The 14,312-nt window shown below is 44.9% G+C and carries 15 protein-coding genes and 1 riboswitch; all 15 genes read left to right on the top strand.

Annotation, left to right across the window (positions count from 1 at the left end):
• The first annotated feature begins 10 nt into the window (after positions 1–10).
• The 15 genes from sigF (at position 11) to BN1234_RS13360 (ending at position 14,284) form a co-directional block, all read left to right on the top strand.
• Positions 11–766, top strand: coding sequence for an RNA polymerase sporulation sigma factor SigF (sigF, locus tag BN1234_RS13430; protein ID WP_054957173.1), 756 nt, complete (start codon positions 11–13; stop codon positions 764–766).
• A gap of 171 nt (positions 767–937) precedes the next feature.
• The gene (locus BN1234_RS13425) at positions 938–1,603 is read left to right on the top strand and encodes a stage V sporulation protein AA (protein WP_054957172.1); all 666 of its coding nucleotides are present in this window, start codon (positions 938–940) and stop codon (positions 1,601–1,603) included.
• A complete protein-coding gene (locus tag BN1234_RS13420) occupies positions 1,600–2,025 on the top strand; it encodes a stage V sporulation protein AB (protein ID WP_170308042.1) in 426 nt (141 codons plus the stop codon). The genes BN1234_RS13425 and BN1234_RS13420 overlap by 4 nt, the downstream gene beginning before the upstream one ends.
• Before the next feature lie 28 nt (positions 2,026–2,053).
• Positions 2,054–3,691: a spore germination protein gene (locus tag BN1234_RS13415; protein WP_054957171.1), complete on the top strand. Its 1,638-nt coding sequence runs from the start codon at positions 2,054–2,056 to the stop codon at positions 3,689–3,691.
• A 115-nt stretch (positions 3,692–3,806) separates the two neighbouring features.
• Positions 3,807–5,144 (top strand): diaminopimelate decarboxylase, encoded by a 1,338-nt coding sequence (gene lysA / locus BN1234_RS13410; protein ID WP_054957170.1) that lies wholly within the window; start codon positions 3,807–3,809, stop codon positions 5,142–5,144.
• A 175-nt stretch (positions 5,145–5,319) separates the two neighbouring features.
• Positions 5,320–5,754 (top strand): peptidylprolyl isomerase, encoded by a 435-nt coding sequence (locus tag BN1234_RS13405; protein ID WP_054957169.1) that lies wholly within the window; start codon positions 5,320–5,322, stop codon positions 5,752–5,754.
• Positions 5,755–5,903: 149 nt separating this feature from the next.
• A riboswitch (FMN riboswitch) is annotated at positions 5,904–6,077 on the top strand.
• Positions 6,078–6,382: 305 nt separating this feature from the next.
• Positions 6,383–7,498, top strand: a complete 1,116-nt coding sequence (gene ribD / locus BN1234_RS13400) for a bifunctional diaminohydroxyphosphoribosylaminopyrimidine deaminase/5-amino-6-(5-phosphoribosylamino)uracil reductase RibD (protein WP_054957214.1) — start codon at positions 6,383–6,385, stop codon at positions 7,496–7,498.
• A 47-nt stretch (positions 7,499–7,545) separates the two neighbouring features.
• The gene (gene ribE / locus BN1234_RS13395; protein WP_054957168.1) at positions 7,546–8,211 is read left to right on the top strand and encodes a riboflavin synthase; all 666 of its coding nucleotides are present in this window, start codon (positions 7,546–7,548) and stop codon (positions 8,209–8,211) included.
• Between the two features lie 41 nt (positions 8,212–8,252).
• Complete coding sequence (locus tag BN1234_RS13390) at positions 8,253–9,497, top strand: bifunctional 3,4-dihydroxy-2-butanone-4-phosphate synthase/GTP cyclohydrolase II (RefSeq protein ID WP_054957167.1); 1,245 nt, start codon at positions 8,253–8,255, stop codon at positions 9,495–9,497.
• Between the two features lie 61 nt (positions 9,498–9,558).
• The gene (gene ribH, locus BN1234_RS13385; protein WP_054957166.1) at positions 9,559–10,026 is read left to right on the top strand and encodes a 6,7-dimethyl-8-ribityllumazine synthase; all 468 of its coding nucleotides are present in this window, start codon (positions 9,559–9,561) and stop codon (positions 10,024–10,026) included.
• Positions 10,027–10,145: 119 nt separating this feature from the next.
• Complete coding sequence (locus tag BN1234_RS13380; protein ID WP_054957165.1) at positions 10,146–10,937, top strand: segregation/condensation protein A; 792 nt, start codon at positions 10,146–10,148, stop codon at positions 10,935–10,937.
• Positions 10,906–11,508 carry an SMC-Scp complex subunit ScpB gene (gene scpB / locus BN1234_RS13375; RefSeq protein ID WP_054957164.1) on the top strand — a complete coding sequence of 201 codons (603 nt, stop codon included), beginning with the start codon at positions 10,906–10,908 and terminating at the stop codon, positions 11,506–11,508. Before BN1234_RS13380 ends, scpB begins: the two co-directional genes overlap by 32 nt.
• A gap of 135 nt (positions 11,509–11,643) precedes the next feature.
• Positions 11,644–12,324 (top strand): DUF2953 domain-containing protein, encoded by a 681-nt coding sequence (locus BN1234_RS13370; RefSeq protein ID WP_245640171.1) that lies wholly within the window; start codon positions 11,644–11,646, stop codon positions 12,322–12,324.
• Positions 12,325–12,446: 122 nt separating this feature from the next.
• Entirely contained in the window at positions 12,447–12,950 is a 504-nt protein-coding gene (ytfJ, locus tag BN1234_RS13365) for a GerW family sporulation protein (RefSeq protein ID WP_054957162.1), read from the top strand.
• A gap of 137 nt (positions 12,951–13,087) precedes the next feature.
• Positions 13,088–14,284, top strand: coding sequence for a D-alanyl-D-alanine carboxypeptidase family protein (locus tag BN1234_RS13360; protein WP_054957161.1), 1,197 nt, complete (start codon positions 13,088–13,090; stop codon positions 14,282–14,284).
• Positions 14,285–14,312 lie beyond the last annotated feature (28 nt).

The following is a 14,312-nucleotide window of genomic DNA, read 5'->3' as shown; positions in this document are numbered from 1 at the left end:
GGTTGGACAAATGGATGCCGATGTGAAGAAGACTTCGCAGACTTATTTGGACGACGCGGAGGTTAAACGTCTAATTGCACTTAGCCAAAGCGGAGACACAGTTGCAAGGGATACGCTCGTTAACTGTAATATACGTCTTGTATGGTCGGTTGTGCAGCGGTTTATGAACCGGGGGTACGAGCCGGAGGATTTATTCCAGATCGGTTGCATCGGTCTCCTGAAATCCGTAGACAAATTCGATCTCAGTTATGACGTAAAGTTCTCGACGTATGCCGTACCGATGATAATCGGGGAGATTCAGCGTTTTTTAAGAGATGATGGTACGCTAAAAGTAAGTCGTTCTCTGAAAGAAATGGCTAACAAAGTTCGAAAGAAGCGGGACGAGCTGTCCAAACATCTGGATCGCCTGCCTACCATCAAAGAGGTTGCTGAACAGCTAGGCGTGACTCCGGAAGAAGTGGTTTTTGCCCAGGAGGCGAATAAACCTCCAACTTCTATCCATGAGACGGTATTCGAGAATGATGGCGATCCGATCACATTAATGGATCAGATTGCGGATGAATCACAAGACCGCTGGTTTGATAAACTGGCTTTAAATGAAGCTATAGAGGGATTAACCGAACGTGAGCGGCTGATCGTATATTTACGGTATTACCGTGATCAGACCCAGTCTGAAGTAGCCAATCGTCTCGGGATCTCTCAAGTTCAGGTATCAAGACTTGAGAAAAAGATACTCCAGAGCATTCGAAATCAGATTGCTCAGTAAACTTAACGAAATCGGAAGAAGCTGTTCCAAAAGCGGATTTTTTACTGCTTGGGGATAGCTTCTTCTTTTATTTTCCAAGGGGACCTGCCTGCAAATGGAAAGGTAAAAATGAGTAAGACGGGCTGTTATTTCCCATACTAATGGTAATTTAGCAGTAAAGGAGTGTTCCGGATGAAGGTTAATCCCACTCCGACGGTGTTTCTGCAGCTCAGGAGCCGTATTCGACTGCCCAGAGATCAGACCGTCAAATTAGGAGATGTTGCTTTTCTTATATGTGATCCGGAATGGGAAGAATCCCTTCGCAGTCTGCCGCTTGTTCACCCTAAGGAGCGGGATGGGAACCGGCTGCTCATGGATTTGATTCAGATCATTCCGAAAATCAGGCAATTGATACCGGGCGTTCAGATTGAGCCTATGGGGAATCACCATGCATTAGTAGAATTGATCGGTCCGGAAGCCAAGCCATCGAAGATATGGTTCATACTTATCTGGTTACTGCTTTTCTTTGGTTCTGCTTTAACAATTATGAACTTTCATGCTGATGTAAACATGCTGGAAGTGCATATTCGCATCGTTGAGATGGTTACCGGACAGAGGGATGAGCACCCTTATTTATTTCAAATTGCGTACTCCTTGGGGATTGGTTTCGGGATGACTGTGTTCTTCAATCATCTGTTCAAGAAGAAGTGGAATGAGGAACCTACACCGCTTGAGGTTGAGATGTATTTGTATCAGGAAAATCTAGACCAATTTGTAGTAGCTGAAGAGTACAGGAAGAGAAAGTCCCTGGAAATCCAAAATCCGGTGCAGAATAAGAATCCAAAAGGAAAATTATGATCCTGGTCCTGCAGCATATAATGACGATTCTTCTTGGTATTGCAGGCGGTATTGCGGTAGGCGGAGGGGTTATAGCGCTCATTATTGTGCTTGATATTGTTCCTCGGCTCTCACAGTTAACCCATACTTACAACAAGGTTCACTGGTATGAAGGGGCTCTGATTACCGGATCACTAATCGGGACTATTGCAGACTTTTGGATGTGGAAAATATCATTAGGTCCAGTGATCAGTACCATCATTGGATTGTTTTGCGGGGTATTTATCGGCATGCTTGCAGCAGCGTTAACTGAGGTATTGAATGTTCTGCCAATTCTTTCAAAACGTTTAAAAATGACAAAGTACCTATTTGGCTTGCTCATGGCAATGGTAGCGGGAAAAGTAGCAGGTTCATTGTTTGATTGGTTCGTTTACCAACAGTAAAACCAGCCGATATTAGGGGGTAGGATTAATGCATGATAAGAATGAAAAAAATCAGCAGCAAGGAGAAGGGGGGAGTTCCGATCCTTCTTCCGTTGCTGCGAAGTTGGATGAAGAAGAGCTTCTCAAAAAGAGGTACAGCGAAAGTTCTGATAATACCTATGAGTCTGTGCTGTATTGGCAAGAAAACGATGATATCCCAGAGCGCATGAAGGATCTGAAAGCAACACTCAGCGAGGTTTTAGGGCTTGGTGTTTCTTTTGATATCGTTCTTCGAGATATGGAAGTGGCAGGGAAAGAAACAGGATTGCTATTTATCAATGGCTTTGTGAATGATGAAGTAATAACGGAAATTTTAACGCGTCTTTCCTATTTGACTCCAGAGGATTTAGGGGAGCGGGCATTTTCCAGCATTATGGATAAGTATATTCCATTTGTTCAAGTAGAGTCCGTAGACAAGCTCAGTAAAGCAATTGATAAGGTACTTGCAGGACTGTGTGCTATCTTTATTGAAGGTGAAAACACTGCTATTTTGCTCGATACAAGAAAGTATCCTTCAAGGAGCCCCGAGGAGCCCGCCGTCGAAAAAGTTGTAAGGGGATCACGTGATGGCTTTACGGAATCGATTGTTACAAACATCAACCTCGTTCGGCGGCGTGTACGTGACCCAGGGCTTCATTGCGAGATCATGAAGGTAGGACGTCGTACACAGACGGATGTGGTTATTACGTTCATCGATGACATCGTAGACCGGTCCCAGGTGGAAGCGATTCGGCATAAAATCCAAGAGCTTGACCTGGAGGGGCTGCCACTAGGAGACAAACAGCTTGAAGAAGCCATTGTAAATAAAGGCTGGCATCCTTACCCTCTCGTCAGATATTCCGAGCGTCCGGATGTTGTTGCCTCTCACCTGCTGGAAGGCAGAGTCGTTGTGATGGTAGACACTTCACCCAGCGTTATGATTATGCCGACGACATTTTTTGATCTGTGTCAGCATGCAGAAGAGAACAGGCAGACACCATTTATGGGCACCTATTTAAGGTGGATTCGCTTCGGAGGCATCTTTGCCTCTATGTTCTTGCTGCCGCTGTGGATGCTTCTTGTCATTCATCCCGAATTAAAGCCGCCGCACCTGGATATAATTGGGCCTCATGAGAATGCCCAAATTCCAATCATCGCCCAGTTTCTGATTGTGGAATTCGGCGTGGATTTGCTGCGTCTTGCAGCAGTTCATACGCCAACTCCGCTCGCTTCTGCTATGGGCCTGATTGCAGCGATACTTATCGGAGACATAGCGGTGAAGACAGGGCTGTTCGTAAACGAGGTTGTGTTGTATATGGCTGTAGCAGCGATCGGAATGTTCGCAACACCAAGTTATGAGCTGGGGCTGGCGAATCGGGCTGTACGTCTCGCACTTTTAATCGCAGTAGCACTATTCGGCGTTAAAGGAATGGTCATCGGAACTACGCTGCTCATTCTGATGTTAACGACACACCGGTCCTACAACTCGTCTTACCTATGGCCTTTCATACCATTTAGTGCAAAGGCAATGGGAGAAGTTCTGGTCCGTAAACCTCTTCTATACTCCCGAAGACGCCCGGCATTAAACAAGACTCGGGATAACAGCAAGATGGGTCCTGAGATGGATCCGAAAAGAGATCGAGAATAAATAACACAAAGGATATGTTGAATAATCCATTTAATTACGTACCGTTGTCTGCTATACTGTGAACAATTATTCGATTTATCACATTTTGTAAATATTGATCGGAGGAATTGTTTGCATGTTTTTACACGGTACGAGCAGAATCAATGATCACGGACATCTTGAAATTGGCGGGTGTGATACGGCTGATCTTAAAGCCCAGTACGGAACCCCTCTCTATATTGTAGACGAGCAGTCGGTAAGAGCACGATGCCGGGAATATATCGATGCATTCAAGGCCTCTGGCTTGAAGTATCAGGTTGCGTATGCCAGCAAGGCATTCTGTGTTATGGCGATGTGTCGTCTTGCCGAAGAAGAAGGAATGTCTCTTGATGTGGTGTCTGACGGTGAGCTATACACGGCGCTGGAGGCGGGCTTTCCTGCAGAGCGTATCCATTTTCACGGTAATAATAAGACACTGGATGAAATCGAAATGGCTTTGAATGCAAATATCGGTTGTTTTGTGGTGGATAATGAGATTGAGCTTCACTTGCTGCAAGCCACTGCAGCAGAAAAAGGGCGCCTGGTAAAAATTTTGCTTCGTGTAACGCCTGGTGTTGAAGCACATACGCATGAATATATTTCTACGGGTCAAACAGATTCAAAATTTGGATTTGATATTGGTAACGGTTCTGCTTTCGCAGCGGTTAAGCTTGCAACTGCTCAACCTAACCTTGAGCTTCTTGGGCTGCATTCACATATCGGATCTCAGATCTTTGAAGTCGAAGGCTTCCAGATGGCTGTTCAGCGTGTAGCAGAATTTGCTCGTTCGGTTAAGGAAGAGCTTGGAGTGACATTTAGTGTAGTGAATCTGGGCGGTGGGTTTGGAATTCGCTATGTCGAGGGAGATACACCTCTTCAGGTGTCGCAGTATGTTAAGGCCATTACCGATTCGGTGAAGACTCATTTTGCAGGGATTGGCTCTGAGCTGCCAGAGATTTGGGTAGAACCGGGCCGCAGCATTGTAGGAGATGCGGGTACAACTCTTTATACGGTAGGAACCAGCAAGGACATTCCTGGGGTGCGTAAGTATGTTGCTGTAGACGGCGGTATGACGGATAATCCTCGTCCTGCTTTATATGAGTCCCGGTATGAAGCGATTCTTGCTAACCGTGCGAATGAAAAGAATGAAGAGAAGGTATCTATTGCAGGTAAATGCTGTGAGAGCGGGGATATGCTAATCTGGGATGTAGAGCTGCCTAAAGTAGAGTCCGGCGACTTGCTGGCTGTTGCATGTACTGGTGCATATAACTATTCGATGGCTAGCAATTATAACCGGATCCGTAAACCGGCGGTTGTATTCGTCAAAGACGGTGCGAGCGATTTGGTCGTTCGCCGGGAGAGCTTGGGGGATATCGTGAGACATGATGTCGTTCCAGAACGCATCAAGAACAAGCAGACTGTAATGAGCAAGTAATTCGAATAAATGAAGGATCATGCTTATGCTTCGGTATATGGTCATGATCCTTTTTTATTGCTCTATGTTTGCATGGGATGTTCGATTTGAGATACAATGGGAACGTGATCAAGACATGGAAATGTAATTGATTAGACGATGCAGTCGATTAATCTACTAAGGGAAGTGAAGAGAGATGAAAAAAGGTACAATTGAATTAGAAAACGGCGGTATTGTAGAAATCGAATTTTTAACAGAAGAAGCACCGAATACGGTAGCCAACTTTGAGAAATTGGCTAACAGCGGTTTTTATAACGGGCTTAGCTTTCACCGTGTTATCCCAGGCTTCGTAGCACAAGGCGGATGCCCGGTAGGCAATGGAACAGGCGGTCCTGGTTACACGATCAAATGCGAAACTGCTACGAATACAACGAAACACGAGCGCGGCGTGCTCTCTATGGCTCATGCAGGCAAGGATACGGGTGGCAGCCAGTTCTTTATCGTGTATGAACCGCAGCCACATCTGAATGGGGTACATACCGTTTTCGGTAAAGTAACCAAAGGTATGGAGTTAGTGGACAATGTTAGACCAGGCGACAAAATGAAAGAAGTTAAAGTCTGGGAAGAGTAGGATTTAAGAATAATGAGGCCCCTTGAAAGGATCTACTCCTTGAGAGGGGCTTTTTAATCGCAAGATTTAAGAAGTTGGATAATAGTACCGATACTTTGCTGTTTTCTTTTCGAGTTATTAATGATAAAATGCGATTAACTTAATACAGTTTTATCCTTCGGGGCAGGGTGAAATTCCCTACCGGCGGTGATGGAAGTAATGAATGAGCTGAAACAGTTGTTCATTGCGGACTTAGTCCGTGACCCGGATATGTTTTTCGTATATTCGGTGGACCTGGTGTGAATCCGGGACCGACAGTATAGTCTGGATGGGAGAAGGAGAGAAGACGTATATTTTTAATAGATACGTAGGGTCGAAACAGCATTTTTTGATATGTTCGGTTTTTCACAAAGTAATCACAGCAATTTAGGCAGTTGTTTTCGTTACGCCTAGGTTTGTGTTTCTTTGAATGCACACGGATATGTCTTGCTTGTTTCCATCTATCTTCTATATTCATTTCTCCCTATAAGCCGCCCTGTTTGGATGCCAATGATCCGAGCAGGGCTTTTTTATGCTGTACAGAGAGAACTCCGCCTGGTCACACACGAGTTGAACTCATAAGTATGGGGAGGGGAAGTGGTTGCAGGGCATGGAAATATTGAATGATGAATTTTATATGAATCTTGCACTGGAAATGGCGGCTCGCGCGACAGGTCAGACAGGAGTCAATCCTGTTGTAGGCTGTGTTGTTGTTAAGGATGGTATGATAGCGGGAATGGGAGCACACCTTGAAAGGGGAACGCCTCATGCTGAAATTCATGCACTTCAAATGGCTGGACCGAAAGCTGCTGGAAGCACGGTATATATTACGCTTGAACCATGCAGTCATTATGGAAAGACACCTCCTTGCAGTGAGCGGTTAATAGCGGAGGGTGTTAAGCGGGTTGTTATTGCTGCGGAAGACCCCAATCCTCTTGTATCCGGCAGAGGCATTGAAAAGCTTCGCGCAGCAGGCATACAGGTGGATACAGGAATTCTGAGAGAGCATGCAGTTAAGCTTAACGAGCCGTTTACGAAATTTATTACAACTGCTAAACCATACGTCACCTTAAAGACAGCAAGTACACTGGATGGAAAAATCGCAACAAATTCCGGTGATAGCAAGTGGATATCCAATGAAGCAGCAAGAGCAAGAACTCACATGCTCCGGCATCAGCATCAAGCAATCATGGTTGGTGTATCAACTGTCATTGCAGATGATCCGAAGCTTACAACCCGCTTGCCGGTGCAAGCCTTAAATCCGATTCGTATTGTAGTGGATTCCGAGCTGAGAATTCCGTTGCACAGCAGGATGCTTAATGACGAGGCAGCTCCGGTGATTATTCTGACAACTGCACTTGCGCCGCCGGATAAACGATCCATGCTGGAGGAGAGAGGGGTTGAAGTAATCCCTTGCGGGGAAGGTCCTCAGGTTGATCTGCCCCTTGCTATGACCTTGTTAGGAAAAAGAGAGATTAGTTCGATTCTTGTGGAGGGCGGGGGAAGGCTGAATGGATCTATGCTGGAGGCAAGGCTTGTAGATCGTATCGTTCTTTTTATAGCGCCCAAAATCGCAGGTGGTCTTAAGGCACCTTCGAACTTCATGTTTAGCGGTGTAGAGCTAATGAGTGATGCTGTCACTTTGAAGAATCTGGAGATCGAACAGGTTGATGACAATGTATGCGTCAGCGGTAATCCCATTTGGGCAGATACAGTTAGTACATAACTGATCTTATAGTTCCATATTATATTTTGCCTGAGAGGAGGTTTCATATGTTCACAGGACTCGTGGAAGAAATCGGGGAAATAAGCCGTATTAGCCGCAGCGGTGAGGCCATGGTGCTCAGTATATCTGCTTCTCGCATTATGGATGATTTAAAGCTGGGTGATAGTGTTGCCGTGAACGGTGTATGTCTAACCGTGACAACGATGGAGAAGAATCAGTTCACGGTAGATGTGATGCCTGAGACTTATCGAAGCACCAATTTAAATAGTCTGCAAGGGCGAAGTAAGGTGAATCTGGAGCGGGCCATGGCTGCCGGAGCAAGGTTCGGAGGGCATATTGTTCAGGGGCATGTTGATGGTACAGGTGTAATACGAAGTCTCCGCAAGGATCTAAATGCAGTTGTGTTTGAGATTACGCCTACTAGCCAGGACATGTTTAAATTTATTATTCCAAAAGGATCAGTTACCCTGGACGGAATTAGTCTAACTGTGGTTGAAGTATTGGAGACTTCTTTTACCGTTTCGATTATTCCACATACGCTTGCAGAGACGGTCCTTGCGTTCAAAACTAAGGGCGATACGGTAAACATCGAATGCGATATTCTCGGCAAATATGTGGAGCATCTGCTGCATTTCAGTTCGCCAAGTAAGGCCTCGAACAGAGCAGACAGCAATATTAGCCATGATTATCTGGCCAGACATGGTTTTGCATAACACATTGATAGAACTCCATGAAGAACAGAGGAGGATGCCATATGGAGAATGGGTTCAAGTTCAGCCGAATTGAAGAAGCATTAGAGGATTTAACTCAAGGAAAGGTTGTCATTGTCGTTGATGATGAGGACCGTGAGAACGAAGGGGATTTTATCGCTCTTGCTGAAAAAGCGACTCCTGAAGTTATTAATTTTATGGTGACCGAAGGAAGAGGTTTAGTATGTTTGCCTATTACACAAGAAAGAGCGCTTCAGCTGGATCTGAAGCCGATGGTATCTCAAAACACAGATAATCATGGAACAGCTTTTACCGTATCCATCGATCATAAAGATACGACCACCGGCATTTCAGCCTTTGAGCGGTCACTTACTGTTCAAGGACTAATTGATTCGCAGGCAGCACCGACAGATTTCCGAAGACCTGGTCATATGTTTCCGCTTATTGCAAAGGATGGCGGGGTTCTTCGCCGGGCTGGCCATACCGAGGCTGCTGTAGATCTGGCCCGTCTATGCGGTTCTTATCCGGCTGGGGTGATATGTGAGATTATGAAGGAAGATGGATCAATGGCCCGTCTACCGGAGCTTGTCCAAATCGCTCATGATCATGACATGAAGCTAATAAGCATCAAAGATTTAATTCATTATCGTAACGAAAAGGAAAAGCTGGTCCACCGTGAAGTTTCGGTACGTATGCCGACCGATTATGGCGAATTTCAGGCTGTAGCTTATACGAATGAAGTGGATAGCAAGGAGCATATTGCTCTTGTAAAAGGGACGATCACCGGGGATAAGCCTGTGTTGGTCCGTGTCCATTCGGAATGCCTAACGGGTGATGTCTTTCATTCCCACCGGTGCGATTGTGGTCCTCAGTTCGAAGCGGCTCTTCGTCAGATTCAAGAAGAAGGTGAAGGGGTCCTGCTGTATATGAGACAGGAAGGACGCGGAATTGGTCTTATTAATAAGCTGAAGGCCTACAAGCTTCAAGAAGAGGGATTAGATACGGTTGATGCGAATCTAAAGCTGGGATTTCCGGCTGATTTAAGAGACTATGGAATAGGAGCCCAGATTTTAAAAGATCTTGGCATTCGCCAAATTCGACTGCTGACTAACAATCCTCGCAAAATCAAGGGGCTAGAAGGGTACGGGCTTGAAGTGGTTGAACGTGTTCCGATCCAAATGAAAGAGAATGAGGATAATACCGGTTATCTTCATACGAAGCAGGCTAAGCTCGGGCATTTACTAAGATTCGATGATCTCGAACAGAACGAACATAATGTAAAGTTATAGTAAGAGATTTTAGAAATACTATTATAAATCTATTTATTTGAAGAGAAAGGTTGATGAAAAGATGGCACAATATTTTGAAGGAAATCTCGTATCTGAAGGGTTAAAATATGGAGTGGTTGTAGGACGATTCAATGAGTTTATTACAAGCAAGCTGCTCGGAGGGGCCCTCGATGCACTGAAGCGCCACGGGGTTCAGGATGAGGAGGTAGATGTTGCATGGGTACCGGGAGCATTTGAAATTCCACTGATTGCCCAAAAAATGGCTGAGAGCGGGAAGTATGATGCTGTTATTACTCTGGGTACCGTAATCCGAGGCTCAACGACTCATTATGACTATGTATGTAATGAAGTTGCTAAAGGAGTTTCGGCGATTAGTCTTAAAACCGGGGTGCCTACCATTTTTGGTGTAGTGACGACAGAAAATATCGAGCAGGCGATTGAACGGGCAGGAACAAAGGCAGGTAACAAGGGCTGGGATTCAGCCATGGCAGCGATTGAAATGGCGAACTTGACGAAACAGCTAAAATAGTGCTTATTTAATGTAGTACTCTTTTTTCTTTATGAAGCGAATATCGTTGATATTATGACGATGAAACACGTTTCTAAGAGAGTACTGCATTTTATTTTTTTATGGCGGGAGGATTCACCGTGACCGTACTATACAAGCTGGAGACGTTTGAAGGACCGCTGGACTTGTTGCTTCATCTCATTGATAAAGCGGAAATCGACATCCAGGATATCCCCGTCAGTGAAATTACCGATCAGTATATGGCTTATCTACACAGCATGCAGGAGTTGGAGCTGGAAATTACCAGTGAATTTTTGGTGATGGCTGCCACGCTGCTTTCTATTAAGAGTAAACTTTTACTGCCTAAGCCTCCGGTTATTGACATGGACGAGTTTGATTTTTATGAAGAAGATGAAATTGATCCAAGAGAGGAACTCATTCAGAGGCTGATTGAGTACAAAAAGTTCAAAGGAATTGCTGAGCATCTTCATGAACGTGAATGGGAGCGCAGTCTGATTTATTCGAAAGAGCCGGAAGACTTGACACCATTCATGCCAGTGACAGAAGAAAATCCGGTAGAGGGATTGCATACATCTGATCTTATTGCCGCCTTTCAAAAGGCGCTCAGCAGAGCGGTCAAGCGAACTTCATATGCCCGTATACAAAGGGATGAAATATCGGTAAAGGACCGGATTAATCAGGTGGTACAAACGCTGGAAAGCGCTGGTCCTGGCGGAAGAGTAATGTTCTCTAAATTACTGCATGAAGAGATGGTAAGGCATGAAATTGTCGTTACTTTTTTGGCGATTCTGGAATTGATGAAAATGAAACAAATATGGTGTTTTCAAGAAAAACTGTTTGATGACATCGTTATGGAGTGGAGAGGGGAAATAAAGTTTGATGGATTTTCCGGCGCTGAAATCGATTATTGAGGGACTGTTATTCTTATCTGGCGAGGAGGGCTTGTCGGTTAAACAGTTGACAGAAATCACCGAACAGCCGGCAGATATCGTTGTTGATGCTCTGAACGAGATGAAGAAAAACTGTGAACAGGAACATCGGGGGATTCAAATTATTCAAATAGCGGGCAGCTACAAATTGGCAACATTACCTGAGCATGCACCTTATTTTGAACGGCTTGCCTATTCTCCATCACGTTCTTCTCTATCTCAGGCTGCACTTGAGACGCTGTCTATTGTTGCTTACCGGCAGCCGATCACTCGTGTTGAGATCGAAGAAATACGCGGTGTGAAGGCGGAGCGGGCGATTCATACCTTAACGAATAAGGGACTTATTGAAGAAGTAGGGCGGGCTGAAGCGATCGGGAGACCTATTCTGTACGGAACAACCAAATCGTTTTTGGACTATTTTGGATTAGCGAACATCCGTGATCTGCCTGAGCCTTCCCAATTTGAAGCAGATGTCGACAGCTTGGAGGAAGAAACACAAATGCTGTTTGATAAGCTGGATAATAAGCAGATGACGTTTGATGATGTGAATTAAGCATATAAGAGAAGAAGCCTGGGGATTTCCCGGGCTTCTTCTTGTTTTCTGCACTTTTTCGCATTTTTTACCGGATGAATTGCCATACTAAGCCAGATAGTTGTTCTATAACGTTTTGGAGGTAAAAGTGTGGGGATGTGGATTTTTCTTTGGTTATTGGCGCTGGTAATATTCGTATTTCTGCTGATTATTGTGATGGCGTCCACCATTACGATGCGAATGCATCTCGTTCTTCGTGGCACAGAATACAAATTGAATGTGGAAGGAAAAATGTTATTTGGGCTGGTAAATGTGAAGTATGAATTTCCTTTTAACGTTATAGATACGGGTATTCGACTTGTGAGGATGCTGCTCACATCTGAGAAATCAGAGGAGAGTTATGAAGATTCAGAAGAGAATCCGGTGAACAAGAGGGCGCTTCAGTTCAGCGATATGAAGTTATTATTTCGGGCTACAAATGGTCTTAAAGAATGGATGATAAATACAATGTCCATTATGGAAATGTCCAAGTCCCGCTGGGAGACCTCTATTGCACTTGATAATGCAGCTGAAACCGCTGCAGCAGCGGGAATGGTATGGGGAGTCAAGCATACGATTTTCGGGATGCTTTCTTTCTACCTGAGGTTGACAGACATTCCTCAATTGCAAGTAAGGCCGGATTTTACCGGACCACCGCAATTGTCCTCCGATATGAGTTTTGAAATACAGATGAACTTCGGTAGGGCTTTATATGCAGGTCTTATTCTTATGGTTCGAATTTTAAGATCAAAGGGAGGTCTTAAAACCTGGCGCAAAGTTATGTTCAGGGTGCAGTGAACTAATCTGTTTAAAGTTTTCGATCAGAACTCAGATGAATACATATAACTCGTTCCTTCCGAGCAAACTGACGATAGTGCAGGAATGCTCTTTATTATATAAACACCAGAGGAGGAGTCATCATGTCAGATCACCCTATTCAAGGGTTAATGCAAACCGCGATGGAAAATATTAAAGCGATGGTCGATGTAAACACCATTGTTGGAGATCCTGTAAATACCCCGGACGGCACCGTCATACTACCGATCAGTAAAGTCGCTTTCGGTTTCGCTGCAGGCGGAAGTGATTATAATGCGGCTCTCAGTAATGGCCGTGGGGGAGACAATCAGAACAATAATCAAAGCTCCCTTCCTTTCGGAGGGGGCAGCGGCGGAGGCGTATCCATCAGACCGATTGCTTTTCTTGTCGTCGGGAAAGAAGGAGTTCATATCGTTCCGCTTGACAATCAGACACATTTGTTCGAACGAATCATTGATTCGACACCTTACTTGCTCGAGCAAATCCAAAACATGTTTCAAAACGGAAGTGGCGGATCAGGCGGAAATGGTGGAAGTGGTGGAACCAGCGGAACGGGTGGGACAGGGAACTCTAACTCCAGCCAAAATGGAAAGCAGCAAAATCAATAGTCTGTCAGCCAGATCCCTTTCGGACTCCCCGGAAAGGGATCTTTTGTTAATATGGCATTTCGGTGGGAAGATGGACATACCCTGAACCTTTTCAGCATATACTTGTACAAGATTTTGATCAGCGGAGGCTAGAATCCATGAATCGATTGAAGGGTTTTACAAAAAGATCCATGTTTATATGCTTTACAACCTTGATATTCCTTCTGCACAGCGGATCGCCTGCTCAGGCAGAATATGAAAAAAACGTACTTAATGGTCCTGAACATCATGCCCAGGCTGCAGCTGTAATCGATGTTACTTCAGGCAGGCTCCTCTATAGCAAGCGAGGGGATGAGCGAATGAGAATTGCAAGCTTAACGAAAATCATGACAGCTATCGTTGCGATCGAACGCGGAAATCTGAAGGACTCAGTCAAAATAACGAAAAACTCTTTTGCCAAAGAGGGATCCTCCTTGTTCTTGAAGCTGGGCGAGGAAATGTCACTGGAGAACTTGTTATACGGTCTCATGCTTCGTTCAGGTAATGATGCCGCTTCTGCAATTGCAGAGCATGTAGGCGGTTCAGAAGAAGGATTTGTGCACATGATGAATGAAAAAGCAGCTGTTTTGGGGCTTAGCAACTCTCATTTCATGAATCCGCACGGTTTGGATCACGATGATCACTACTCTTCAGCTAATGATTTAGCAAAGTTAACGGCATATGCCCTTAAGAATCCTGTATTTAAGGAAATTGTAAAAACCCCTGTTAAAAAAGCGCCTAACCCGAATGAGAAGTGGGATTACAAATGGGACAACAAAAATAAAATGCTTCGATTTTATGAAGGTGCTGATGGAGTAAAAACAGGATACACCAAAAAAGCTTTCCGGTGTCTTGTAAGCTCTGCCACTCGAAATGGACAACAAATTGCGGCGGTCACCTTAAATGATGGAAACGACTGGAGTGATCACGCGAATATGCTTGATTATGGTTTCGCCCACTTCCCGTTAAGCCAGATTATCGCAAAAGGACAAAAGCTAAAAGGGTATTCACTTGTAACGGGTAAAGGATTCTCTTACGCGCTGGCGAAGGGCGAAGAGGAGCGAGTATATAAAAAGCTTAGGCTGGAAAAGCCGGGGAATCCGGATCTTAGCTTTGGATTAAGAGGGTTTATAGAAGTGTCCTTGGATGGAAAATTGATTGGACGGGTTCCTGTATTTGCTGAAGGCAGCCGTTTGCCCGAGGAGCATCTTACAAGTCCGTCTGAGAAAACGGCAATGAATCACAGAGTAAAGACAGGGAGCTTATGGGAGGCAGCGGGTAAAGTCCTTGCGCTGATGTTCGGAAGCGATAAATAACAACGTTCACAGCATCGGGAGAATGCTG

The sequence above is a fragment of the Paenibacillus dakarensis genome, from assembly GCF_001373415.1.
Lineage (GTDB): Bacteria > Bacillota > Bacilli > Paenibacillales > Paenibacillaceae > Paenibacillus_AQ > Paenibacillus_AQ dakarensis.
Note: the sequence above shows the minus strand (reverse complement) of the source record. Positions and strands in the feature narration are given on the sequence as shown.